Annotated in this window: 22 protein-coding genes and 2 tRNA genes; 13 read left to right on the plus strand and 11 right to left on the minus strand. The window is 71.3% G+C overall.

The window, feature by feature from the left end; genetic code table 11:
• The first annotated feature begins 175 nt into the window (after positions 1-175).
• Positions 176-1573 (plus strand): hypothetical protein, encoded by a 1398-nt coding sequence (locus tag AC069R_RS09390; RefSeq protein WP_478765917.1) that lies wholly within the window; start codon positions 176-178, stop codon positions 1571-1573.
• On the opposite strand, the gene AC069R_RS09395 is transcribed toward AC069R_RS09390, so the two are convergent.
• Both AC069R_RS09395 and AC069R_RS09400 read right to left on the minus strand, forming a co-directional pair.
• Entirely contained in the window at positions 1537-2880 is a 1344-nt protein-coding gene (locus tag AC069R_RS09395) for a serine/threonine-protein kinase (RefSeq protein ID WP_478765919.1), read from the minus strand. The two genes, AC069R_RS09390 and AC069R_RS09395, sit on opposite strands and share 37 nt — an antisense overlap.
• 64 nt (positions 2881-2944) lie before the next feature.
• Positions 2945-3493 carry a helix-turn-helix domain-containing protein gene (locus tag AC069R_RS09400; RefSeq protein ID WP_397985032.1) on the minus strand — a complete coding sequence of 183 codons (549 nt, stop codon included), beginning with the start codon at positions 3491-3493 and terminating at the stop codon, positions 2945-2947.
• A gap of 183 nt (positions 3494-3676) precedes the next feature.
• On the opposite strand from AC069R_RS09400, the gene AC069R_RS09405 reads away from it, so the two are divergent.
• A tRNA-Ala gene (locus AC069R_RS09405) sits at positions 3677-3749 on the plus strand.
• 170 nt (positions 3750-3919) lie between these two features.
• Here the strand turns inward: AC069R_RS09405 and AC069R_RS09410 are convergent.
• Entirely contained in the window at positions 3920-4777 is an 858-nt protein-coding gene (locus AC069R_RS09410) for a helix-turn-helix domain-containing protein (protein ID WP_478765921.1), read from the minus strand.
• A 157-nt stretch (positions 4778-4934) separates the two neighbouring features.
• Between AC069R_RS09410 and AC069R_RS09415 the strand changes: the two genes are divergently transcribed.
• The 3 genes from AC069R_RS09415 (at position 4935) to AC069R_RS09425 (ending at position 7613) form a co-directional block, all read left to right on the plus strand.
• Positions 4935-6152: an MFS transporter gene (locus AC069R_RS09415; protein ID WP_478765923.1), complete on the plus strand. Its 1218-nt coding sequence runs from the start codon at positions 4935-4937 to the stop codon at positions 6150-6152.
• A 548-nt stretch (positions 6153-6700) separates the two neighbouring features.
• Positions 6701-7117, plus strand: coding sequence for a DUF7144 family membrane protein (locus AC069R_RS09420; RefSeq protein ID WP_478765925.1), 417 nt, complete (start codon positions 6701-6703; stop codon positions 7115-7117).
• A 139-nt stretch (positions 7118-7256) separates the two neighbouring features.
• Entirely contained in the window at positions 7257-7613 is a 357-nt protein-coding gene (locus tag AC069R_RS09425; RefSeq protein WP_478765927.1) for a beta/gamma crystallin domain-containing protein, read from the plus strand.
• Positions 7614-7683: 70 nt separating this feature from the next.
• Here the strand turns inward: AC069R_RS09425 and AC069R_RS09430 are convergent, their stop codons facing one another.
• On the minus strand, positions 7684-8334 hold the full coding sequence (locus AC069R_RS09430) for a DUF5324 family protein (protein WP_478765929.1): 651 nt from the start codon (positions 8332-8334) through the stop codon (positions 7684-7686).
• Positions 8335-8535: 201 nt separating this feature from the next.
• Between AC069R_RS09430 and AC069R_RS09435 the strand changes: the two genes are divergently transcribed.
• Together AC069R_RS09435 and AC069R_RS09440 are read left to right on the plus strand one after the other, a co-directional pair.
• Positions 8536-9066, plus strand: coding sequence for a peptidylprolyl isomerase (locus tag AC069R_RS09435; protein ID WP_478765931.1), 531 nt, complete (start codon positions 8536-8538; stop codon positions 9064-9066).
• A gap of 96 nt (positions 9067-9162) precedes the next feature.
• Positions 9163-10080, plus strand: a complete 918-nt coding sequence (locus AC069R_RS09440) for a rhomboid family intramembrane serine protease (RefSeq protein ID WP_478765933.1) — start codon at positions 9163-9165, stop codon at positions 10078-10080.
• 235 nt (positions 10081-10315) lie between these two features.
• On the opposite strand, the gene crgA is transcribed toward AC069R_RS09440, so the two are convergent.
• Positions 10316-10570, minus strand: a complete 255-nt coding sequence (crgA, locus tag AC069R_RS09445) for a cell division protein CrgA (protein ID WP_478765935.1) — start codon at positions 10568-10570, stop codon at positions 10316-10318.
• 151 nt (positions 10571-10721) lie between these two features.
• Between crgA and AC069R_RS09450 the strand changes: the two genes are divergently transcribed.
• From AC069R_RS09450 to AC069R_RS09470, 5 genes are all read left to right on the plus strand, one after another.
• A complete protein-coding gene (locus AC069R_RS09450) occupies positions 10722-11510 on the plus strand; it encodes a DUF881 domain-containing protein (protein WP_478765937.1) in 789 nt (262 codons plus the stop codon).
• A gap of 169 nt (positions 11511-11679) precedes the next feature.
• On the plus strand, positions 11680-11841 hold the full coding sequence (locus AC069R_RS09455) for a hypothetical protein (protein ID WP_392212326.1): 162 nt from the start codon (positions 11680-11682) through the stop codon (positions 11839-11841).
• Positions 11838-12476 carry an aminodeoxychorismate/anthranilate synthase component II gene (locus AC069R_RS09460; protein WP_478765938.1) on the plus strand — a complete coding sequence of 213 codons (639 nt, stop codon included), beginning with the start codon at positions 11838-11840 and terminating at the stop codon, positions 12474-12476. The genes AC069R_RS09455 and AC069R_RS09460 overlap by 4 nt, the downstream gene beginning before the upstream one ends.
• The gene (locus AC069R_RS09465; protein WP_478765940.1) at positions 12473-13516 is read left to right on the plus strand and encodes a class E sortase; all 1044 of its coding nucleotides are present in this window, start codon (positions 12473-12475) and stop codon (positions 13514-13516) included. Before AC069R_RS09460 ends, AC069R_RS09465 begins: the two co-directional genes overlap by 4 nt.
• Positions 13517-13530: 14 nt before the next feature.
• A complete protein-coding gene (locus tag AC069R_RS09470) occupies positions 13531-14292 on the plus strand; it encodes a class E sortase (protein ID WP_478765942.1) in 762 nt (253 codons plus the stop codon).
• A 71-nt stretch (positions 14293-14363) separates the two neighbouring features.
• Here the strand turns inward: AC069R_RS09470 and pknB are convergent, their stop codons facing one another.
• The 6 genes from pknB to AC069R_RS09500 form a co-directional block, all read right to left on the minus strand.
• Entirely contained in the window at positions 14364-16370 is a 2007-nt protein-coding gene (pknB, locus tag AC069R_RS09475; RefSeq protein WP_478765944.1) for a Stk1 family PASTA domain-containing Ser/Thr kinase, read from the minus strand.
• Between the two features lie 169 nt (positions 16371-16539).
• Positions 16540-18015 carry a peptidoglycan D,D-transpeptidase FtsI family protein gene (locus tag AC069R_RS09480; RefSeq protein ID WP_478765946.1) on the minus strand — a complete coding sequence of 492 codons (1476 nt, stop codon included), beginning with the start codon at positions 18013-18015 and terminating at the stop codon, positions 16540-16542.
• The gene (locus AC069R_RS09485; protein ID WP_478765948.1) at positions 18012-19451 is read right to left on the minus strand and encodes an FtsW/RodA/SpoVE family cell cycle protein; all 1440 of its coding nucleotides are present in this window, start codon (positions 19449-19451) and stop codon (positions 18012-18014) included. Before AC069R_RS09485 ends, AC069R_RS09480 begins: the two co-directional genes overlap by 4 nt.
• A 27-nt stretch (positions 19452-19478) precedes the next feature.
• Positions 19479-21044, minus strand: coding sequence for a Stp1/IreP family PP2C-type Ser/Thr phosphatase (locus tag AC069R_RS09490; RefSeq protein WP_478765950.1), 1566 nt, complete (start codon positions 21042-21044; stop codon positions 19479-19481).
• 140 nt (positions 21045-21184) lie between these two features.
• Positions 21185-21721: an FHA domain-containing protein FhaB/FipA gene (locus AC069R_RS09495; protein WP_397984995.1), complete on the minus strand. Its 537-nt coding sequence runs from the start codon at positions 21719-21721 to the stop codon at positions 21185-21187.
• Between the two features lie 10 nt (positions 21722-21731).
• On the minus strand, positions 21732-22616 hold the full coding sequence (locus AC069R_RS09500; RefSeq protein ID WP_397984994.1) for an FhaA domain-containing protein: 885 nt from the start codon (positions 22614-22616) through the stop codon (positions 21732-21734).
• Positions 22617-23234: 618 nt separating this feature from the next.
• Here AC069R_RS09500 and AC069R_RS09505 point away from each other — a divergent pair.
• Positions 23235-23318, plus strand: a tRNA-Leu gene (locus tag AC069R_RS09505).
• The last annotated feature ends 62 nt before the right edge of the window (positions 23319-23380 follow it).

Consider the following 23380-nt stretch of genomic DNA (forward strand, 5'->3'; position numbering starts at 1 on the left):
AAGCGGCCGGGGTCTTTGCGTGGGGTTGCGGCCTTCTGCGGGGTGCGGTAGGCGTGGCCGCACCGGGCGGGCGCCGGGCGATGCCTTTCGGACGGCTGCGTCCATCGCCCTGATGGCGCTGTGGCCGCCGGGGCAGGATGGGCCGCGAGGACAGGACGTCACAGGGGGTGGGCGCGTGCGGGGGCGCAGGGATACGGCGTGGGGGCGCCGGCGTACGGCGGGGCGGTACCGGCTGACGGCAGGGCGGTACCGGCTGTCGGCGGGGCGGCGGGGGCGCGGGCGCCCGGCCGCCGTGCTGCTGGCCGTGGGGCTGTGCGGTACGGGCCTGCTCCCGGCCGGCGCCGCGTCCGCCGCCCCCGGCCCCGGCACCTACGCCTTCGCCCCCGGCGCCCGGCCCGTCCAGGGCACGGCCTCCGCCGCCGGTGCCCCGCGCCTCGACCCCGGCCGCGTCTACCGCGGCTCCCTGCCCGCGCACGGCCGGCTCACCTACCGCCTCGACCTCGCCGACGCCACGGAAACGGCGTACGTCCCCGTCACCGCCGTACCGCCCGCGGGCGCGGACGTCACCTCCACCGACGGCATCCGGGTCACCGTCCGGGACGCGCACGGCACGGCCTGCTCCTTCGCCACCGCCCGTTTCGGCGCCGGGCTCAGCCCGCGTCCGGTCACCGCCCTCGGCAAACGCGAGGCGGGCCGGGCGCTGTGCCAGGGCGCGGGGACGTACTCCGTGCTGGTCGAACGCCTCGACAGCGGGGGCACGTCCGGGCCCTGGGACCTGGAGCTGGCCCCCGCGACGGAACCCCGGCTCGCCTCCCCCGGCCCCACCGACCCGCCCCGGATCCGGGATTCCGCCTCGCCCGAGCCGGTCACCGGCGAGGCCCGCGAGCGCTCCGGCGGGGCGGGCTTCGCGGCGGCCCGGCCGCTGGGGCAGGGGGTCTGGCGGACCACCCTCGTGCCCGGTCAGACCCTGTTCTACAAGGTGCCGCTCGACTGGGGCCGCCGGCTCTCGGCCGCCGCCGAACTGGGCGGCGCAGCGGGGCACGGGTACGTTGGCGGCGCCCTTGACCTCTCCCTGTACGACCCCGTGCGGGGCCTGGCCGACGACGTCTCCCTCGGCTACACCGGCGTCCGCAAGCCGGTCGCTCTCGCCCCGCTGCCGCCCGTCGAGTACGCCAACCGCTACGCCGCCCCCGCCGCCGTCAGCGCCCTGCGCTTCGCCGGGGACTACTACCTGGTGCTGCACCTCAGCGACCAGGTGACCGCGGCGTTCGGGCAGGGGCCGTACGACGTGACGCTGCGGGTCCGGGTGGACGGCCGGGCGCACGCCGGTCCCGGCTACGCCGGGCGCCCGGAGCCGGCCGGCGTCTTCACGCCGACGGCGTGGGACGAGGGGGCGCCGCCGGTCGGCGGGGACGGCGATGACGGCACCGGGGGCGGTGGCTCGCCGGGGATGAAGGCCGTCGCGGCCGGCGGGATCGGGCTGGGGACCGCGCTGCTGCTGGTGCTCGGCGGATGGACGCTGGCGGCCCGGCGGGCTCAGACGCGGCTCAGCGCCCAGAAGCCCACGGCGTAACAGGCCAGCGCCAGCAGCAGGATCGGGACGACGGCCCTGGCCGGGGGGCCGGTCCTGCGCCGGGCGCGGCGGCCGTGCGGGGCCGGGGGCCGCGGGGTGACGGGCGGGGGAGCCGGGGGGACCGGCGGCGCCTGGGTGGCCGGGGGCGTGTAGGCGGCGGTGACGCTGTCGCCGGGACGCACGGGGTGCGGGGGCCAGGGGCCGTGGCCGGGCGTGGGGGCGATGGGGGGCAGCGGGGGTGTGGTGGGCGGGGGCGGAGTGGGATCGGCGAGCGGGGGCGGCGGGAGGCGGAAGCTTCCGGTGTCCGAGAGGGGGCCGCCGGGGCCGGAGGGGGTGGCCGGGGGCGGGGTGGTGCCTGTAGGCGGGGTGGTGTCCGGGAAGGGGGTGGTGGCGGGTAAGGGGGCGTTGGCGGGGGCCGGGGACTTCTCCAGGGGGCCGTGCGGGCCGAAACCCGGCGGGAGCGGCGGGAGTTGGTCGAAGATCTCGATCGGCTCGTCGTCCAGGGTCGGTTCCGGCAGGAGTTCGATGACGCCGGCGAGCGACTTGCGGGCCCCCGTGGCGGAGCGGTACCGCGCTTGGGGATCGGGCTGGAGCAGCGTGGCGACGACCTCCCACAGCGGTCCGGGGATGCCCTTGGGCGGGCCCGGCGTGCCGTGCTCCGTGAAGTACCGGACGAGTTCCCCGGCGTCGGGCCTCGCGCCCTCCAGGAGATACAGGGCGACGAGGCCCACGGCGAACAGGTCGGCGGTGAAGTCCGGGTCCCCACCCGCCAGTTGTTCCGGGGCGAGGTAACCGGGCGTCCCCACCACGAGGTTGGTGTCGGTCAGCCGCGGCTCGCCGAACCGCATGGCGATGCCGAAGTCCCCCAGCCGCAGCCGGGGCCGCGCGGTACCGGTCGCCTCCAGCAGGATGTTGGCGGGCTTGATGTCCCGGTGCACCACACCCTCGGCGTGCACGGCGGCGAGCCCGGACAGCAACTGGTCGAGCAGCACGCACACGAACGCCGGCGGCAGGGGGCCGTAGTCGTTGACGAGGCGGACCAGGGAGCCGCCCGCGACCAGGTCCATGGTGAACAGCACCTGGTCGTCGTCGGCGGCCCAGCTCGCCGGGGCGAGGACATGGGGGTGGTCGATCCGCAGGGCCTGCTCGCGCACGAAGCGCAGGAGGGAGTGGGCGTCGCGCTGCTGGAGCACCTTGGCGGCCACATAGCGCCGCCGCCGGTGGTCCCACACCCGCCATACGTCGCCCGCGCCGCCGCGCCCGATCGGGTCGGCCAGTTCGTACCGGCCGTTGAACACCTCGCCCATGACTGCCGCAGCTCCTCCCCCTCGGGCCCGCCCCGCCCGGCTCCCCCCGGTGCCGGGCAAGCTTTCAGTTCTGGTGCGACTGGTAGTGCGCGACCGCGTCGGAGGTGCGGCCGGCGCCGTAGACCCGCAGGAACTCGGCGAGTTCGGGCTGGGTCGGGGCGAGCGCGTCGGCGGCCTCGATGATGTCGCTCGCGGCGGCCACCGAGCGCAGCAGCGACTGGATCTCGCGGACGACCCGCTTGACGGTGGGCGCGCCCGAACCGTTCGTCGACTGCGCGGTGTTGCTCAGCACCGAGCCCCCCTGGGACTTCTTGATCTCGTCCATCCGCTCGGTCGCCTCGGCCGCGCTGACGCTGCCGTCCGCCACCTGCGCCGCCAGTTCCTGGAGCAGCTGCACGCGCTGGACCACCGCGGGGTTGCCGATCTTGGCCCGCTGGCCGCTCATCAGCTGGGAGAGCATCGGAGCGGACAGCCCCAGGACCGCCGCGAGCCGGGCCTGGTTGAGCCCGAGATCGTCGATCAGCTTACGGAAGAGCGCCCCCAGCGGCTCCCCGTACCAGTTCCGCTGGAGCTCTCTCGCTCTTGCGGTGGCTTCCTGCTGTGCGGCGTCCATTGCGTCTCCCCATCGCTTCCCCTGAATACCGCGGTTCGCTGTAGCGAACCACGGTTGAGCATCTTACGGAGCGTGGTCATGCGCGGGGACCCCCAATCTTTTTGCGGGATACGGGGGGTGACCCGGTACTCTGGTCCCCGGCACCCGGCCGGGACACCCCCACCGGAGGCCACCCCCATCCTCGGGGCCTTAGCTCAGTTGGTAGAGCGCCGTCTTTGCATGGCGGATGTCAGGGGTTCGACTCCCCTAGGCTCCACTTAGGGAAATGCCCTCTGAACTGCGGAAACGCGGTTTCAGAGGGCATTTTTCGTGCTCTTGTTCCGCGGATCGGTCAGCTGCAACGAGGGAGCCCCCGCGTCACCGCTGCCGCCGCACCGCGCAGAGAGATGGGGACCCCTCCGGGGAGGTTCCCGAAGATGATCCTGGTCAGCTCCGCCGCGCGGCCGGGGCGCCGGTCCTCTTCCCGACGGTGAGCGACTCCAGGGCCTCCTTCGTCGTCCTGTCGTCGGGCAGGTAGGCCAGCAGATGGTGGCCCGGCTCGTCCACCGCGGCGAGCTTCACGTACCGCAGCCGCAGGTCCCCGGCCACCGGGTGCCGGAAATGGCGTACGGCGGGATGGAACGCCGCGGTCTCCCGGCGGCCGTACCAGCGGGCCGCGTCCGGGTCGGCCAGCAGTTCCGCGGTGATCTCGGCGTAGCGGCCGTCCTCCGGATGCCGGGCGGCCTTCGCCCGGAACTGGCCGAGCAGACTCCGCGCCTCCGGCTCCCAACTGGCCAGCAGCGCCCGGCTCGGCGGCCAGCGGAACACCAGCCACAGCAGGTTGCGCTGCCGGGGCGCCAGCCGCGCCAGATCGGTGAGCAGCGCCGTGTACCCCGCGTTCCAGGCCAGCAGGTCCCAGTGCGGGTCGAGCACCGCGGCCGGGTTCGGCGCCAGCGACTCCACCAGCGACAGCAGGTTCCGCGACACCCATCCGGGCGGCCGCCCGGCCGGTCCCGCGTGCTCCACGAACGACAGCACGTGCGCGGTTTCGTCCGCGTTCAGCCGCAGCGCCCGCGCCACCGACCGCAGTACCTGCGCCGAGGTGCGGACCCGGCCCTGCTCCAGCCACGCGTACCAGGACCGGCTGACCCCGGCCAGGGCGGCGACCTCCTCGCGCCGCAGCCCCGGCGTACGGCGCCGCGGCGAGCCGGGCAGCCCCACGTCGGCGGGCTTCAGCCGCTCGCGGCGGGAGCGCAGGAAGGCGCCCAGTTCCCGGCGTGGTCCCTCGGGTCCGCTGCCGTGCACGCCCCCGCTCCTCCCCGCACCGCCGGCCTGCTCCCCGGACCGGCGCACCGCGCCCAGGGTGTGAGCAAGGGTAATCGGCTACGGGCTCGTCCCGGCAGGCCGCGGTGGTGAGCTGGATCCTGTCCGGCAAACGCCGTCAGGCACGACAAGGAGCCCCATGGAGACCGCCGACGCACCCCGCACCACCCCGACGCCCCCCGCGGCCACCGCCGGTGGGGGCCCGGCCGCGCGGACGATGCCAGCCGCCTCGTTACGCCTGCTGCGCGCGGCCGGTTTCGTCAGCAACTTCGACCGCTTCTGCATCACCCCGATGCTGCTGCTCATCGGCGCCCGGCTCGGTGTCCCGCTGACCACGGCGATGCTCGCCGCCAGCGGCTACTTCCTCGCCTACGGCCTGATGCAGCCGGTCTGGGGCCTGGCCAGCGACCGGCTGGGCCGGGTGCGGGTCATGCGGATCTCGCTGACCGGGGCCACCGCCGCCGCGCTGCTGTCGGCCTTCGCGCCCGACGCCACGGTGCTGATCGTGGCGCGCGTCGCGGCCGGCGCCTGCTTCGCCGCGTCCATCGCCGCGTCCATCACGTACGTCGGCGACACCGTGCCCGCCGCGGTCCGCCAGCGCCCGCTGAGCGAGCTGATGACCGCGTTCGCGCTGGGCACCGCCGTGGCCACCGTCGTCGCCGGGGCGCTCGCGCACTACGCCGGCTGGCGGCTGGTCTTCGCGCTGCCCGGCGTGATCGCCGCCTGCCTGGTCGTCGCCCTGCGCCGACTGCCGGAACCACCGCGCGCGGCCCCCGGCGCGCTGCTCGCCCCGTTCAAGGTGGTGCTCGGCTCCCGCTGGCAGTGGTACGTCATGGCCGTCGCGATGCTCGAAGGCGCCGTCCTGCTGGGCTTCCTGACGTACCTCGCACCGGCGCTGGAGGCACAGGGCGCCTCGGCGACGCTGGCCGGCGTGGTGTCCGCGCTGTACGGCGTGGGGTCGATGGCGGCGGCGCGGCTGGTCAAGCGGCTGGTCGGGCGCTGGACGCCGGTACGGCTGATCGTGGTCGGCGGGGCGCAGATGGCGGTGGCGTTCGGCCTGGCCGCGGCCGGCCTGTCCGTGCCCGCGCTGGTGGGATGCGCGCTGCTGCTCGGCGGCGGCTGGTCCTTCATGCACTCCACGATCCAGTCCTGGGCCACCGCCCTGTCCCCGACCGCCCGCGCCACCGGCGTCGCGATGTTCGGCGTGGCGCTCTACGTGGGCAGCGCCCTGGCCAGCGCCCTCGCCGCCGGGGCCGCGGAACGCCACGCCTACCAGGGCCTGTTCCTGACGGCCGCGCTGCTCAGCGTCCCGCTGACCGTGGCCGCCGCCGTGGGCCGCGCCCGCTACCAGAGGTGACCGGTTCGCGCACGCCGGGTTCCGCCGACCGGGGGGCTTTCCGGGGGCGGCGCGGGGTGTCGGAGCGAGGGCGGCGCCAGTCATCCTTTAGCAAGGGGTCGTGAGATTTTCTTCGGATGCGATGAGACCACGACCGCGGGGCCGGGTTCACGCCGTGCTGACGGCGCTGCTGGCGGCCCTGTTCGCGGTCCTCTGCCCGGCCGGTCTCGCCGCCCTCCTGGTGCGCACCGTCGCACCGGCCCGGAACACCGGCGGCCGGGGACGGCGAAACGTCACCGAGACCGGCTGTGCCCCCTCGGCCGGGGCCCCCGCGCCCGGCCGCCGCGTCCTCGCCTCGCCGCCCCGGTCACGGTCGCCGTCGGGGACGCCGGCCCGGCAACGCGCCGCGGCACCGCACGCCAACGGAGAGCCCCGGCACCGGCCAGACCGCGCGAGCGGGCCCCCGGTCGCAGGGCGGGCCTCTTGCGGTGATCCTGTCAGGGAGAGCGTGGCTGGGTCCGCACGGCCGCTGTGCGTGGCCGGCCGTGCCGCACAGGAAGGCGACGCCCATGACGGTGGCATCCGACAAGACACAGCACGGGCACGGGGGCCGTACGGTCGACAGCGCTTCACTGGCCGCCGCGCCCATGAGGATGCTCAGCGGACCGCTCAGCATCCTCATGGGCGCGGCGGGCATCGCGAACGACAGACTGTTCGCCACGTCGACCGGATACGCCTACAACTTCGGCCTGACACCCTGGGGCATCATCCACCTCGTCATCGGCATGGTCCTCGTCGTCGCGGGCTTCGGTCTGCTCGCGGGGATGAGCTGGGGCCGCAGGGCCGGCGTGGTGGCGGCCGGGATCAGCCTGATCACCCAGTTCATGTTCGTGCCGTACTACCCGGCGTGGGCGATCCCCGTCATGGCCCTGGACCTGCTGATCCTGTTCGCCCTGACCAGGTCGCACATCGAGCGCGCCCGGTAGGACCGCGGCCCGCGGCCGCGCCCGGTAAGGCCGCATCCCGCCGCATCCCGCAGCACTTCGGCGGATTTCTCCAAAAGCGCACCCGGTGTCCGTTCGGTCACCTATCGTGAGCGGAGCGCTCTCATGGGAGGAACCGCGTATGAGGAAGTGGCGAGGGGCTTTCATCGCCGTGGCGTCGACGGCCGCACTGCTGGCCGGGGTCGTACCCGCGCACGCGACGAACGAGGTCAACGTCTTCGACTGCCAGGCCGACTTCGGCAGCCAGTACTTTCACCTGGGCATCCGCAACCCCAACGGGACCGGCACCACCCGGTGCTTCGCCAACGCCGGCGACCTGGACATCGGACAGGATGGGGTCGAGCAGTTCAGCAGCGGGAACAACGCGGGCTGGTTCGACTACGAGCCGGGCGACGGCTCCGTCTACCGGCACACGTTCGGCAAGGGCGAGTCCAAGTACCAGGCCTACGGCTATGTGACCCACCTGCACATCAACTGACCCGCCGCAGCGGACGTTTCACGTGAAACGGGCCCCCTCCGGCGGAAGGAGCCCGTTTCCAGGAAGATGCTCAGGGCTGCTCCTCGCCGCCGCTCCCGTCCACCGAACCGAGGCCGCCGCCCGGCTCGGGGACCTCCGTCGCGGCGGGCGGTTCGACCAGCCACTCGGGGTTGGCCTGGCGCTCCCACCACTTCCATGCCGCGAAGGCGCCGCCCGCCGCCAGGGCGGCCAGCGCCAGCATCTTCGCGGCGCGGCCGGCCCGGCACCTGCGCGCGTTGCGCCGGGCCAGCTTCTGGATGTCCTGCGCGGAGACCTGGCCGCGCAGCGCGGCCAGCGCGGCGGCACCCCGTGCCGCGGCCTCGTCGGCCACCGGCGCGGCGGCGGCCACGGCCTGTTCGATCCGGGGGCGCGAGTACTCGGCCGCCTGCCGGGCGGCCTTGCGGGTACGGCAGGCGGCCTCCTGTGCGGCGAGGTCCACCTTCGGTGGCACATAGGTGCGCCGGGCCTGTTCCAGACGCGGGGCGAGCTGGGCGTTGTACTGCGCGCGGGCCTGTTCTGCGGCCCCCGACACCACGGGCGCGAGCCGTACGCGTGCCTCCTGCGCGTAGAGCGCGGCACGCTCCTTGGCCGTGTCGGCGTAGGGCGCCACCACTTCCGCGGCGTGCAGCACGCTGTCCTTCGCCGAGCCGGTCGCGGCGCGCACGCTGTCAATGCGGGTCACGGTTTCCTCCTCCTCGGTGGCGTACGGAATTCGACTTTCCACCCTTTTACGGATCATGCCTGTCGACGCGGCATGCGGCATGCGGGACAGGCATACGGGTGCCGCGCGCTCCTTCGGTTGGCCGACTGGCGCCGCGAGTACCCACCCGTGCGAGGATCGGAGCGTCACAGGAAGACGACAGAAGACGACGGAAGGCAGATCGTGGCTGAGCAGCTTTACGCCACCCTGAAGACCAACCACGGCGACATCGAGGTCCGGCTCTTCCCGAACCACGCGCCCAAGACGGTCAAGAACTTTGTCGAGCTGGCCAAGGGCGAGCGCGAGTGGACCCACCCGAAGACCGGCAAGACGAGCAAGGACAAGCTCTACGACGGCACGATCTTCCACCGTGTCATCAGCGGCTTCATGATCCAGGGCGGTGACCCGCTGGGCACCGGCATCGGCGGTCCGGGCTACAAGTTCGAGGACGAGTTCCACCCGGACCTGTCCTTCGACAAGCCCTACCTGCTGGCCATGGCCAACGCCGGTCCGGGCACCAACGGCTCGCAGTTCTTCATCACCGTCGCGCCGACCACCTGGCTGACCCGCAAGCACACCATCTTCGGCGAGGTCACCAACCCCGCCAGCCAGAAGGTCGTGGACGAGATCGCGGCCGTGAAGACCGGCCGCAACGACCGTCCCGCGCAGGACGTCGTGATCGAGTCGGTCGTGGTCGAGACCCGCGAGGGCTGACCCGGACGCCCCACGGGGAACCAAACGCCCCGCTCGTCCGTAAGGATGGGCGGGGCGGGGTATGCGCCGGGGAAGTGCCAGAGGAGCGAGGGGATCATGGAGCACATCGCAAGCAGCGCACCGGACGCCCGGAGCGTGCCCGTGTGCTACCGGCACCCGGACCGTGAGACCGGGGTGCGCTGCACCCGCTGCGAGCGCCCCATCTGCCCCGAGTGCATGGTCAGCGCCTCGGTCGGTTTCCAGTGCCCCGAGTGCGTCCACGGAGGGGGCCCCGCCCGGCCGCACCCGCCGGGCGGCGGCACCGCGCGCACCATGGCCGCGGCCCGCCCGCGCACCCTGGCCGGCGGCACCATGGCGGCGGACCCCCGGCTGTGCACCAAGGTGCTGATCGGGGTCAACATCGCCCTGTTCCTGGTGCAGCTGGCCGTCGGCGAGAGTTTCACACAGCGCTTCGAGGTGATCGGGCAGGCGTACACCCCTCTGATCCCAGGGGTGCAGGGCATCGCCGAGGGGCAGTACTACCGGCTGCTGACCGCCATGTTCCTGCATGCCGGGTTCACGCATCTGCTGTTCAACATGCTCAGCCTGTGGTGGATCGGCGGCCCCCTGGAGGCGGCGCTCGGCCGCGCCCGCTATCTCGCCCTGTACTTCGCCTCGGGCCTCGCGGGCAGCGCCCTCACCTATCTGCTCGCCGCCCCGAACGCGCCCTCGCTCGGCGCCTCCGGAGCGATCTTCGGCCTCTTCGGCGCCACCGGCGTGCTGATGCGGCGGCTCAACTACGACATGCGGCCGCTGTTCGCGCTGCTGGTGGTCAACCTGATCATCACGTTCACCCCGAGCTTCAACATCGCCTGGCAGGCCCATGTCGGCGGCCTGGTGGCGGGGCTCGTCACCGGGTACGCCATGGTGCACGCCCCGCGCCGCAACCGGGCGCTCGTGCAGTACGGCACCTGTGCGCTGGTGCTCGTGGTGGTGGCCGTACTCACCCTGGTCAGGACCGCTCAGCTCACCTGATACCGAACCGTTGTCCACAGCGGGTGCATGATCTTGTGCACACGGTGCGGCCTCAGGTGCGCCTAGGGCCGCTCGGATGTGTTTTCGCAGGTAGGGGCGGGTGCGAACGCCTGTGTGGGCACCAGTAGTGCAGTCGTACCGGCGTCAACCCTCGCTGAGTTATCCACAGATCGTAGTCTTTTCCCCAGGGGGATGTGGAAATCCCTAGACCTGTGGATAACTCAGCGGGTCCGCGTCACTTCCACTGCGTGGAGACACCGAATCCGGCGGCGATGAAGCCGAAGCCGACCACGATGTTCCAGTTGTCCAGCGCGTCGATGGGCAGCGAGCCGTCGGTCACATAGAAGACGACGATCCAGGCCAGGCCGATGACGAACATGGCCAGCATGACCGGGGCGACCCAGCCGTGGTTGTTCATCTTGATCGCCGCGGCCTGCTTCGCCGGCGGCGGCGTGAAGTCGGCCTTCTTGCGGATACGTGACTTCGGCACGAGGGTCTCTCCTGTCGATGCGCTGCGTGGCCGCGCAGGTAACTGATCGGGCTCGGGCAGCGTACAAGTGGCCAACATGACGACTCTGTGTGCTCCCCCGGGCGTCCGTTAGCGTAGTGCTTCCGTGGCGCCGAAGGAGAGTAAGGGTACGTTGAGCAATTCTGCCGACTCCCCCGGTACGGGAGCAATGGGTTCCGGCCCTCGCCGCGGGCCGCGGGTGCGCCCGGTGCGGATGCTCACCGCGGCCGTCTTCGCGCTCGCCGGCCTGATCTTCTTCACCAGCTTCGACACGGCCAAGGGCACCGACATCCGCCAGGACGGCTCCCTGCTGAAGCTGTCCGACCTGATCCAGCAGCGCAGCCGCAAGAACAAGGACCTGGACGAGTCCAACGCCGCCCTGCGCGACGGCGTGGAGTCCCTGGCCAAGAGCGACGGCGGCAGCACCGAGGCCCAGGACCGGCGGCTGACCGGCCTGGAGAAGAGCGCGGGCACCCAGAGGCTCACCGGCAGGGCCGTCACCGTCACCCTGAACGACGCCCCGCCCAACGCCACCGCCAAGCTCCCCGGCTACCCCCCGCCGCAGCCCGACTACCTGGTCATCCACCAGCAGGACCTCCAGGCCGTGGTGAACGCCCTGTGGCAGGGCGGCGCCAAGGGCATCAAGGTCATGGACCAGCGGCTGATCTCCACCAGCGCGGTCCGCTGCGTCGGCAACACGCTGATCCTCCAGGGCCGCGTCTACTCACCGCCGTACAAGATCACGGCGATCGGGGACCCGGACCGGCTCCAGAAGTCGCTCGCGGACAGCAAGGCGATCCAGACCTACATGGTGTACGTCAACGTCTACGGCCTCGGCTGGAACGTCACCGACGACGGCACGGTGACGCTGCCGGGTTACTCCGGCACAGTGGACCTGCACTACGCGAAGCCCGTGCAGTAGCCCTCGCGCGCGTATCGGATCGACAAAGGGCCGCACAAAACCGCCCCGGCCGGCGCCGGCGTCCCCGACCCTGTGGAGTCGGGCGAACCGGACGGGCCGCGCCGCTAGTCTGGTGACGTACGGCGGATGTCTGGTGCCGTAGGGATACGGAAGGGACGGCAAGGACGGCATGTACGGCTGGATCTGGCGGCATCTGCCGGGAAACGTATGGGTGAAGTTGCTGATCTCCGTCGTCCTGGTCCTGGCCGTGGTGTACGTCCTGTTCCAGTACGTCTTCCCGTGGGCCGAGCCGCTGCTGCCCTTCAACGATGTGACGGTGGACAACCAGTGAGCGCGCGCATTCTCGTCGTGGACAACTACGACAGCTTCGTCTTCAACCTCGTCCAGTACCTGTACCAGCTGGGTGCCGAGTGCGAGGTGCTGCGCAACGACGAGGTGAGCACCGCCCATGCCCAGGACGGCTTCGACGGCGTCCTGCTCTCGCCCGGCCCCGGCACCCCCGAGCAGGCCGGCGTCTGCGTGGACATGGTCCGCCACTGCGCGGCCACCGGGGTCCCGGTCTTCGGCGTCTGCCTGGGCATGCAGTCCATGCAGGTGGCGTACGGCGGGGTGGTGGACCGGGCGCCCGAGCTGCTGCACGGCAAGACCTCCCCGGTCGAGCACGAGGGCAAGGGCGTCTTCGCCGGGCTGCCCTCCCCCTTCACCGCGACCCGCTACCACTCCCTGGCCGCCGAGCCCGCGACGGTCCCGGCCGAGCTGGAGGTCACGGCCCGTACGCCCGACGGCATCATCATGGGCCTGCGCCACCGTGAACTGCCCGTCGAGGGCGTGCAGTTCCACCCGGAGTCGGTGCTGACCGAGCACGGCCACCGGATGCTGGCCAACTGGCTGGCTCAGTGCGGCGACCAGGATGCCGTGGCGAGGTCGGCGGGGCTCGCCCCGGTGGTGGGCAGGGCCACGGCGTGACCGCCCTGCGCCCCGAGCGCGAGGACTTGTACGGCGGCGGGGAACCGTACGAGTCCCACGGCGGTGCGCCCCACGAGGCCCCCTTCGACGCGGAGACGATGGTGCTGCGGGTCGCCGACCCGGCGTCCGCGGGGCCCAGGGGGGCCTCTGGAGCCCCAGCGGCCCCTTCCGCACCTGGACCCGCTCCCGGTGGCCGTGCGGCCCGCAGAAGGGCGGCCAAGCGGCACGGCGGGCGCCGGGACCCGGTGACCGGGGGCCCGCCCTCCGGTGTGTCCTCCGGTGTGTCCGCCGCCCCCGCCTGGGCGGAGGACGATCCGGACCGCCCGCTGACACGGGTCGAGGCCCGGCGGCGGGCGCGGCTGGCCAAGCCGGGACCCGGTGTGATCGCCAGCCGGGTGATCGGCGAGGTGTTCATCACCACCGGCGTGCTGATGCTGCTGTTCGTCACCTACCAGCTGTGGTGGACCAACGTCCGCGCGCACGCCCAGGCCGGCAGCGCGACCCATCAGCTCCAGGACGACTGGGCGAACGGCAAGCGCGCCCCCGGTGTGTTCGCGCCCGGCCAGGGCTTCGCCATCCTGCACATCCCCAAGCTGGACGTGGTGGCGCCGATCGCGGAGGGCGTCAGCACCACCAGGGTCCTCGACAAGGGCATGGTCGGGCACTACGGCGAGGCGCCGCTGAAGACGGCGATGCCGGACGCCAGGACCGGCAACTTCGGGCTCGCGGCGCACCGCAACACCCACGGCGAGCCGTTCCGGTACATCAACAAGCTCACCCCCGGCGACCCCGTGGTGGTAGAGACCCAGGACACGTACTACGTCTACAAGGTGACGTCGACCCTCCCGGTCACCTCGCCGTCCAACACCAGCGTGCTGGACCCGATCCCGAAGGGCTCGGGCTTCACCAAGCCCGGCCGCTACATCACCCTGACCACCTGTACACCGGAGTTCACCAGCAAGTACCGGCTGATCGTCTGGGGCAAGATGGTCGAGGTGCGCCCCCGCAGCAAGGGCAAGCCGGACGCGCTCATCGAGTAAGGGCTAAGGACACTGTGGCAGCGACCGCCGACGAGAACGAAGCGACCGAGGAAATCACTGCCGCGTCCGACCCGGAACCCGCCGAGCCGCGCCGGCGTCCGGGCCGGATCGCGCAGGCCGTCAGCGTCTTCGGCGAACTGCTCATCACCGTGGGCGTGTTGCTCGGCCTCTTCGTCGTCTACTCGCTGTGGTGGACGAACGTGCTGGCGGACCGCAAGGCCGACAAGCAGGCCGAGAAGGTGCGCGAGCACTGGGCGCAGAGCGCGGCCGGCGGGCCGGGCGCGCTGGACACCAAGGACGGCATCGGCTTCCTGCACGTGCCCGCGATGAAGAACGGCTCGGTCCTGGTCGAGAAGGGCACCAGCACCGACGTCCTCAACAACGGCGTCGCCGGCTACTACACCGACCCGGTCAAGGCGATGCTCCCCATGACCGGCAAGAAGGGGAACTTCACCCTGGCCGCCCACCGCGACGGCCACGGCGCGAAGTTCCACAACATCGACAAGCTCAAGAAGGGCGACCCGATCGTCTTCGAGACGCGGGACGACTGGTACGTCTACAAGGTCGCCTCGATCCTCCCGGAGACCTCGAAGTACGACGTCGGCGTCGTCGACGCGGTCCCCAAGGAGTCCGGCTGGAAGAAGCCCGGCCACTACATCACGCTGACCACCTGCACGCCCGTCTACACCTCGCGCTACCGCTACATCGTGTGGGGCGAACTGGTCCGGGTGCAGAAGGTCGACAGCAAGCGGACGCCCCCGCCGGAGCTGCGCTGAGCGTTCGCCGGGAACACGCCAGGGCCCCTGCCGGGAGATTCCGGCAGGGGACCTGGCGTTCGCAGGCCGGGTCAGCCGTTCATGCCGCCGAAGATGTTGGCACCGCCGTTGTCCCCGTTGTCCCCGTTGTTGCCCTGGCCGCCCCCGCCGATGGCGGTCACGTCGATGGCCTGGCCCTTGTCGACCGTGGTGCCGGGCGCCGGGTTCGAGCTGACGACCAGCGCGTTGTCGTCGTTGGCGCCCGTGACGTTGCCGAGCGAGAGACCCGCCTGGGCGAGCAGCTGCTTCACGTCGCCGAGCTTCTTGCCCTGGATGCCGGGCACCTGGACCTGGTCGTTCTGCGCCTTGCCCACGTTGATCGCGACGGGCGTGTTCTTGGCGACCTGCTGACCGGCCGGCGGATTGACCGACAGGACCTTGCCGTCGTCGTCCGGGTTGTCGGTCGCCTGGTCGTTGCAGGTCGGCACCAGGCCCATGCCCTGGAGTTCGGCCTTGGCGTCGGCACAGGACTTGCCGACGACATCGCCCGGAATGGTCACCTTCTCCTCCGCCTTGGCGACGGTGAGGGTGATCGTGGCGCCCTTCTCGACCTCGGTGCCGAGGTCCGGGTTCTGCTTGATGACGGTGCCCGCCGGCTGGGTGGAGACCTCGTCCTTGCGGTTGACCTTGAACTGGTACTTGTCCCCGGTCAGCGCCGTCTGGGCGGCATCGAAGGTCTGGCCCAGGACGTTCGGCACGGCGACCTTGGGCGCGCCCGTGGAGATCACCAGGCCGACGGTGGTGTTCTTGGCGACCTTCGTGCCCTTCGCCGGATCCTGCGAGCACACCATGCCCTTGGGTTCGTTCGCGCAGGGCTTGCGGTCGGAGACGGAGACCTTCAGGTCCACGTTCGCCGCGGTGTTGCGGGCGTCCTTCTCGGACATGCCGACGAAATTGGGCACCGAGGGCTTGTCGTTGACACCGTGCCCGCTGAACGCGTACTTCCCGATCAGGATGGCGCCGATCAGCACCAGGACACCGGCGACGATCAGCAGGATCGTGGAGGTGTTCGACTTCTTCGGCTGCTGGCGGCGCCGGTCGGGGCGGTCGTCGTAGCCGAAGCCGCCGTCGTCCCCGTTCATCGGCGGGAGCATGGCCGTGGCGGCCGCGGGGGACTCCGGGCGCAGCGCGGTGGTCGCCTGGTCGTCGCCGTAGCCGGCGTAACCGACCGCGCCCAGCGCGGCGGTGGCGCCGACCGGCTGGCCGTCCAGGCACGCCTCGATGTCGGCGCGCATCTCGTCGGCCGACTGGTAGCGGTAGTTGGGGTCCTTGACCAGCGCCTTGAGGACGATCGCGTCCATCTCGGGGGTGATCTCGGGGTCGAAGACGGAGGGCGCCTGCGGTTCCTCGCGGACGTGCTGGTAGGCCACGGCCACCGGGGAGTCGCCGACGAAGGGCGGCCGGACGGTCAGCAGCTCGTACAGCAGGCAGCCCGTGGAGTACAGGTCGGAGCGGGCGTCGACCTGTTCGCCCTTGGCCTGCTCGGGGGAGAGGTACTGGGCCGTGCCGATGACCGCCGCGGTCTGCGTCATCGTCATGCCGGAGTCGCCCATCGCACGGGCGATGCCGAAGTCCATCACCTTGACCTGGCCGCCCCGCGTCAGCATGACGTTGGCCGGCTTGATGTCGCGGTGGACGATGCCGTTGCGGTGGGCGTACTCCAGGCCCTGGAGGATGCCGATGGTCATCTCCATGGCGCGCTCCGGCAGCAGCTTGCGGCCGGAGTGGAGCAGCTCGCGCAGGGTGGAACCGTCGACGTACTCCATCACGATGTACGGGATGGAGACCCCGTCGATGTAGTCCTCGCCCGTGTCGTAGACCGCGACGATCGCGGGATGGTTGAGCGAGGCGGCCGACTGGGCCTCCCGGCGGAACCGGGCCTGGAAGGACGGGTCGCGCGCGAGGTCCGCGCGCAGCGTCTTCACCGCCACGGTGCGGCCGAGCCGGGTGTCATGCGCGAGGTAGACCTCGGCCATGCCACCACGGCCGAGCACGTGGCCCAGCTCGTACCGGCCGCCGAGGCGACGCGGCTCATCCATAGCTACCTACCAGCCCTCTCCGTCGGTCCCGGCCGTCACATCGCTGTGCGCCGAGGCTGCCGTCCGGGCCTACGGTACCCGGCTCGCTTTGTATGACCTGGCCAAGCTCGGATCCCGATACCGGACCGGTACCGCAACGTGCGTCGTTGGGAAAGCGATGTGATGGTCGTCACTTCTTGGAGTTGATGACCGCCTCCATCACGTTCTTCGCGATGGGCGCGGCCAGACCGCCGCCGGAGATGTCGTCGCGGTTGGCGTGCTCGTCCTCGACGACCACGGCCACGGCCACCGGGGAGCTGCCGTCGGGGAGCTTGGCGTAGGAGATGAACCACGCGTACGGGTTGGCGCTGTTGGCCACACCGTGCTGGGCGGTACCGGTCTTGCCGCCGACCTTGACGTTCGGGATCCGGGCGTTGGTGCCGGTGCCCTTCTCGACCACGGTCTCCATCATCGACTGGAGGATCTGCGCGTTCTGCGGCGACAGCGGCCGGCTCAGCTCCTGGGGCTTCGTCTTCTCCACCGGGTCGAGGTTGGAGGCCTCCAGCTCGTCCACCATGTACGGCTTCATCAGCTTGCCGTCGTTGGCGACCGCCGAGGCGACCATGGCCATCTGGAGCGGGGTCGCGGCGGTGTTGTACTGGCCGATGGAGGACAGCGCGGTCTGCGAGGCGTTCATGTTGTCCGAGAACACCGAGGCGTTGGAGCGCACCGGGGTGAACTGCTCCGCGTCGAAGCCGAACTTCTTCGCCTCCGCCAGCATCTTGGCGTTGCCGAGGTCGGCGCCGATCTTGCCGAAGACGGTGTTGCAGGAGTACTGGAGCGCGACCCGCATGGTGGCGTTCTTGCAGGGCAGGTTGCCCTCGTTGGGCAGCGGGGTCGTGGTGCCCGGCATGATGTACGGCAGCGGCGAGTCGGTCGGCTGGTCGGCGGAGGTGTACTTGCCGTTCTCCAGCGCGGCCGCGGCGGTGACCACCTTGAAGGTGGAGCCCGGCGGGTAGGTTTCGCGCAGCGCCCGGTTGAGCGTCGGGTCGGCCGGGTCGTTCTTCTTCTGGAGCTTGTTCCAGGCCTTGGCGTCGTCGTCGGTGTTCCCCGCGAAGGTCGAGGGGTCGTACGACGGGTACGAGGCCAGCGCCAGGATCTTGCCGGTGGCCGGGTCGAGCGCGGCGACCGCGCCCTTGCCGCCGACGGCCTTCAGCCCGTTGTACGCGGCCTTCTGCGCGGCGGCGTTGAGCGTGGTGACGACGTTGCCGCCCTGCTTCGGCTTGCCCGTGATCATGTCCAGGGTGTTGCGGAAGAACAGCCGGTCGTCGTTGCCGGTGAGGATGCCGTCCTCCAGCTTCTCCAGCTGGCTGCCGTCGAAGGCCTGGGAGGAGTAGCCGGTCACCGGGGCCCACATGGGCCCGTTCTTGTAGGTGCGCTTGTACTTGAAGTCGCCGTGCTTGACCTCGGTCGAGCCGGTGATCGGGTTGCCGTCCACGATGATGTCGCCGCGCGGCGCGGAGTAGCGCTCGATGGCGACCCGGCGGTTGTTCGGGTCGCTGCGCAGGCTGTCGGCCTTGACGTACTGGAGGTAGTTGTCGCGGACGAGCAGGGCCAGCACGAGCAGGCCGCAGAAGATCGCGATCCGGCGCAGGGGTTTGTTCATGACGGGCGGACCACCTGGGTCATCTCGGCGTCGGGGTTGGCTGCGGGGGCGGGTGCCGGGCGGCGGGCGGTGTCGCTGATGCGGATCAGGATGCCGATGAGCGCCCAGTTGGCGATCACGGACGAACCGCCGTACGCGAGGAACGGCATGGTCATACCGGTCAGCGGGATGAGGCCCATCACACCGCCGGCCACGACGAAGACCTGGAGCGCGAAGGCGCCGGAGAGGCCGATGGCGAGCAGCTTGCCGAACGGGTCGCGGGCGGCGAGGGCGGTGCGCACGCCGCGTTCCGCGATCAGGCCGTAGATCAGCAGGATCGCCATGAGGCCGGCCAGGCCCAGCTCCTCGCCGAAGGTGGCGAGGATGAAGTCGGAGTTGGCGGCGAACTTGATCAGCTCGGAGTGGCCCTGGCCCCAGCCGGTGCCGAGGGTGCCGCCGGAGCCGAACGCCCACAGGGCCTGCATGGCCTGCTCGGAGTGACCGGCGACGCCCGCCTGGGAGAGCTTGTACTCCTTCATCGGGTCGAGCCATGCCTGCACACGCATCTTCACGTGCGGCTCGAAGCTCGCCACGCCGACGGCGCCGGCCGCGGACATCAGCAGACCGAAGACGATCCAGCTGGTCCGCTCGGTGGCGACGTACAGCATGATCACGAACATGCCGAAGAACAGCAGCGACGTACCGAGGTCGGTCTCGAAGACCAGGATCAGGATGGACATCGCCCAGACCACGAGGATCGGACCGAGGTCGCGGCCGCGCGGCAGGTAGAGGCCCATGACACGGCGGCTGGCCAGGGCCAGCGCGTCGCGCTTCACCATCAGATAGCCGGCGAAGAAGATCGCCAGCACGATCTTGGCGAACTCACCTGGCTGGATGGTGAAACCGCCGACGGAGATCCAGATCTTGGCGCCGTAGACGTTCAGCCCCAGCCCCGGAACCAGCGGGAGCAGCAGCAGGATCAGCGCGCACACCATGGAGATGTACGTGTAGCGCTGGAGCGTGCGGTGGTCCTTGAGGAAGTACAGCACCGCGACGAACAGGGCAATGCCCATCGCCGTGTACATCAGCTGGTTGGTCGCCTTGCCGCCCGCGACATGGATCTGCTGGAGCGCCTTGGACTGGTCGAGCCGCCAGATGGCGACGAGCCCGAGCCCGTTGAGCAGGGTGGACAACGGCAGCAGCAGCGGGTCGGCGTACGGGGCGAACTTCCGTACGACGAGATGGGCCACGCCGGCCAGCAGGCCGAGGCCCAGGCCGTAGCTGAGCAGGCCGGAGGGTACGTGGTCGTCGATGGCCAGGCCCACGTTGGCGTAGGCGAACACCGGGATCAGCACCGCGAAGACCAGCAGGGCCAGCTCGGTGTTGCGGCGGCTCGGCGCGCCGATCGCGCCGATGGTGGACGTGTGGTGTGTCGGCGAGTTAGTCGTACTGCTCATCGTGTGACAGGGCCTCTCACGGCTTGCCTACTGCTTACCGCACAGCGAGACGACCTTCTGCTCATCCTCCGAGAGGGTGGGGCCGGGGCTGGGGGTCGCGGACGGGGTCGTGGACGAAGACTGCGAAGGTCCCGGCGAGCCCGCGGACGGACCCGTCTTGGGGTTCGTGGTCGCGGTCGTCCGGGTGAAGGCGGCGGTGGACAGGGTGCCGGTGGCGCCGTCCGCGTTGGACTTGCTCCCGCTGGACTTGCCCGTGTGCGGCTTGCCCGGCTGGGTGCGCTCGGCGTCCTGGCGCTCCGCCTCCTTCCTGCAGGCGGAGGCCTGCACGGCCAGCTCCTGGATCTTCGACTGGGCCTCCTTGAGGCCGTCCTCGGCGATCGTGGCCCTGACCTGCTTCTGCTGGTACGACGGCAGGTACTTGAGTTCGATCTCCGGGTGGTCCTGCTGCATCTTCGACAGCGACACCCAGGCCAGGTCCTGGCTGATCCCGCGGTACAGCGCGACGTGCTCCTCGCTGGCGCCGACGTAGTACTGCGTCTGCGTCCAGCGGTAACCGCCGTACAGGCCGCCGCCGATGACCGCGAGGGCGAGGGCGCTGTACAGCGACGCCTTCAGCCATCTGCGGCTCTTGCGTTTGGTGAAGTCGCCGTCGGCGTAGTCGTCGAAGCTGCCCGCCGGGATGTAGCCGGTGGTGTCGCCGGAGCCGGGCGGGCCGAACTCGCCGCCGCCGTGCCCTTGGCGGCCGAGGTGGGAGGCGCGGCCGGCCGGGGTCTGCATGATCCCGTTGTCGTGCAGGTGGCTCTGGTTCTCGGCGACCGCGCCGACCACGACCGGCTGGTCGGACAGCCGGCCCGCGAGGGTGTCGCCGGTGTCCAGGTCGAGGACGTCGGCCACGATGACGGTGATGTTGTCCGGGCCGCCGCCGCGCAGCGCGAGCTGGATCAGCTCCTGCACGGTCTCCTGCGGGCCCTGGTAGCTGGCGAGGGTCTCCTCCATCGTCTGGTGGGAGACGACGCCGGACAGGCCGTCGGAGCAGATCAGGTACCGGTCGCCGGCGCGGACCTCGCGGATGGACAGGTCGGGCTCGACGTGGTCGCCGCTGCCGAGGGCACGCATCAGCAGCGAGCGCTGCGGGTGGGTGGTGGCCTCTTCCTCGGTGATCCGGCCCTCGTCCACGAGCCGCTGCACCCAGGTGTGGTCCTGGGTGATCTGGGTGAGCACCCCGTCGCGCAGCAGGTAGGCGCGCGAGTCGCCGACGTGCACCATGCCGAGCCGCTGCCCGGTCCACAGCAGCGCGGTGAGCGTGGTGCCCATGCCCTCCAGCTGGGGGTCGTCCTCGACCATGGAGCGCAGCTGGTCGTTGGCGCGCTGCACGGCCACGCCGAGGGAGGTGAGGATGTCGGAGCCGGGCACGTCGTCGTCGAGGGTGACCAGCGTGGAGATGACCTCGGAGGAGGCGACCTCGCCGGCCGCCTGGCCGCCCATGCCGTCGGCGATCGCCAGCAGCCGGGGACCGGCGTAACCGGAGTCCTCGTTGCCCTCGCGGATCATGCCCTTGTGCGAACCGGCGGCAAAGCGCAGTGACAGACTCATGCGCACCTCGCCCGTCGGCTCCGAATGCAGCCGGTCGTGTCGAGCCACACTGCCCACCCTCCGGTCGGGAGCGCGCCGGGGACCGGAAGACGGTCCCCCGCCGCGTGCTCGCTCCGCTCGCGCTCACTCATGATGTAGCACTACTTCCGCAGCTCGATGACGGTCTTGCCGATGCGGATCGGCGCGCCCAGCGAGATCGGCGTGGGGGTCGTCAGCCGGGACCGGTCCAGGTAGGTGCCGTTGGTCGACCCCAGGTCCTCGACGATCCACTGGCCGTCGCGGTCGGGGTAGATCCTGGCATGGCGGCTGGAGGCGTAGTCGTCGTCCAGCACGATGGTGGAGTCGTGCGCCCGGCCCAGCGTGATGGTCTGGCCCTGGAGCGCGACGGTGGTGCCGGCCAGTGTGCCCTCGGTCACGACGAGCTTGCTGGGGGTGTTGCGCCCGCGCCGGCCGCCGCCGGCGGCCTGCTGGCCGCGCTGCTGCGGGGGCGCGGCCTGCTGCCGGGCCTGGCGGCCGCCCGCGGGCTGGGCCGCCCGCCCGGCCTCCCTACGCGATCCGCGCTGGGTGACGCGCGTACCGAACAGGTCGCTGCGGATGACCTGCACGGCCACGATCACGAACAGCCACAGTACGGCCAGGAAACCCAGCCGCATGACCGTGAGGGTCAGCTCTGACATTGCCCCCGCTTCACCCTTCGGCTTGCCTATAGATAACGGTGGTGCTGCCCACGACGATCCGCGAGCCGTCGCGGAGCGTAGCGCGGGTGGTGTGCTGCCCGTCCACCACGATGCCGTTGGTGGAACCGAGGTCCTGGATCGTGGAGGGCGAACCGGTGCGGATCTCGCAGTGCCGGCGGGAGACGCCGGGGTCGTCGATCCGTACGTCGGCCTCGGTGCTGCGGCCCAGCACCAGGGTGGCGCGGGAGATCTGGTGGCGGGTGCCGTTGATCTCGATCCAGTAGCGGGTGCGTCCGCCGCTCATCGGGGCGGCCGCGGGGCGCTGGGTGGCGGGCTGCGGGTAGCCGTAGCCGCCGGGGCGGGTGCCGGGCGGCGGGGCGGCGGGCATGGGGGGCGCGCCGGCGGGCATGGCGGGCGGATAGCCGTAACCGCCCTGGCCCGGTGCGCCGGCTCCGGCCCCGCCCGGCCGGCCCGGAGCCGCGGCGGGGCCCGGTCCGTGCGCGGGGGCCTGCTGGTCGCTGGAGGAGGCGAGGGTGCGCGAGCGCACCCGGTACAGCCCGGTGTCCAGGTCCTCGGCCTTCTCCAGGTTCACCTTGATCGGGCCCATGAAGGTGTAGCGCTGCTGCTTCGCGTAGTCGCGCACCATGCCGGCCAGCTCGTCGCCGAGCTGGCCGGAGTAGGGGCTGAGACGCTCGTAGTCGGGCGCGCTGAGCTCCACGATGAAGTCGTTGGGTACGACGGTGCGGTCGCGGTTCCAGATCGTCGCGTTGTTGTCGCACTCGCGCTGGAGCGCGCCGGCGATCTCCACGGGCTGGACCTCGGACTTGAAGACCTTGGCGAAGGTGCCGTTCACCAGACCTTCGAGACGCTGCTCGAACTTCTTCAGGACTCCCATGGGGCACCTCCTCCGTCCCTTGTCGGTTCCTTGTCCTGCTCTGTGGTGCGTGTGCTGCGTGTGGTGCTGCCTGTGGTGCTCTGTGCGTTGCCTTGCCGGTACCGCCGGTACTGCTTACTGATCGTATCCACGCCCCCGGCAAACAGCCGGTTCCCCCAGCGGCTCCGCTTGGAACTCCTCCCCGGCATGGATCGTAGAGCCGGGCGAAGACCAGTGTCCCGCACCCGGCCCCGCCCCCGCCCCTCTCCTGGGGAGATGACCGGGACCGGTACGAGGTTGATACGTGAACCAGGACTCCTTGATACGCGGTGAAACGGCCGTGCGCTGTGCGGATGGTCACGGGTGTGGGGACGGTCACGGTGCGCAGGGGCGGGCGCGGCGGGACGGGGCGGGACGCGGCGGTGGGGTCCGGGTCCGGATTCGGGTCGGGCGCGCGGTGGGCGGTGGGTTGTGCGGTGGGTCGCGGTGGGTTGTCGGTGAGGCGCGGTGGGTTGTGCGGTGAGGGGCTGGTCAGGGGGCCCGGGAAAGGGATGTGAACCCACCCCGTACGACGTGCTAATGTTCTGCATGTCGGAAGGGGCCAGCCCGAAAGGGCCGAAGCCGGAAGACACACCCAATGCGCGGGTGGCGGAATAGGCAGACGCGCTGGATTCAGGTTCCAGTGCCCGCAAGGGCGTGGGGGTTCAACTCCCCCCTCGCGCACAGAGGGAATGGGCGGCATCGCGATGGCGATGCCGCCCATTCTTGTTTGCGTGTGCTGTGGC

The sequence above is a fragment of the Streptomyces sp. NPDC043952 genome (assembly GCF_056435325.1).

Excerpts from the sequence above, each read along its gene's own strand:
- AC069R_RS09395 (WP_478765919.1), bottom strand. The coding sequence starts at position 2,880 with ATGGGCGAGGTGTTCAACGGCCGGTACGAACTGGCCGACCCGATCGGG.
- AC069R_RS09400 (WP_397985032.1), bottom strand. The coding sequence starts at position 3,493 with ATGGACGCCGCACAGCAGGAAGCCACCGCAAGAGCGAGAGAGCTCCAG.
- AC069R_RS09415 (WP_478765923.1), top strand. The coding sequence starts at position 4,935 with ATGGAGACCGCCGACGCACCCCGCACCACCCCGACGCCCCCCGCGGCC.
- AC069R_RS09420 (WP_478765925.1), top strand. The coding sequence starts at position 6,701 with ATGACGGTGGCATCCGACAAGACACAGCACGGGCACGGGGGCCGTACG.
- AC069R_RS09425 (WP_478765927.1), top strand. The coding sequence starts at position 7,257 with ATGAGGAAGTGGCGAGGGGCTTTCATCGCCGTGGCGTCGACGGCCGCA.
- AC069R_RS09440 (WP_478765933.1), top strand. The coding sequence starts at position 9,163 with ATGGAGCACATCGCAAGCAGCGCACCGGACGCCCGGAGCGTGCCCGTG.
- AC069R_RS09455 (WP_392212326.1), top strand. The coding sequence starts at position 11,680 with ATGTACGGCTGGATCTGGCGGCATCTGCCGGGAAACGTATGGGTGAAG.
- pknB (WP_478765944.1), bottom strand. The coding sequence starts at position 16,370 with ATGGATGAGCCGCGTCGCCTCGGCGGCCGGTACGAGCTGGGCCACGTG.
- AC069R_RS09480 (WP_478765946.1), bottom strand. The coding sequence starts at position 18,015 with ATGAACAAACCCCTGCGCCGGATCGCGATCTTCTGCGGCCTGCTCGTG.
- AC069R_RS09485 (WP_478765948.1), bottom strand. The coding sequence starts at position 19,451 with ATGAGCAGTACGACTAACTCGCCGACACACCACACGTCCACCATCGGC.
- AC069R_RS09490 (WP_478765950.1), bottom strand. The coding sequence starts at position 21,044 with ATGAGTCTGTCACTGCGCTTTGCCGCCGGTTCGCACAAGGGCATGATC.
- AC069R_RS09495 (WP_397984995.1), bottom strand. The coding sequence starts at position 21,721 with ATGTCAGAGCTGACCCTCACGGTCATGCGGCTGGGTTTCCTGGCCGTA.
- AC069R_RS09500 (WP_397984994.1), bottom strand. The coding sequence starts at position 22,616 with ATGGGAGTCCTGAAGAAGTTCGAGCAGCGTCTCGAAGGTCTGGTGAAC.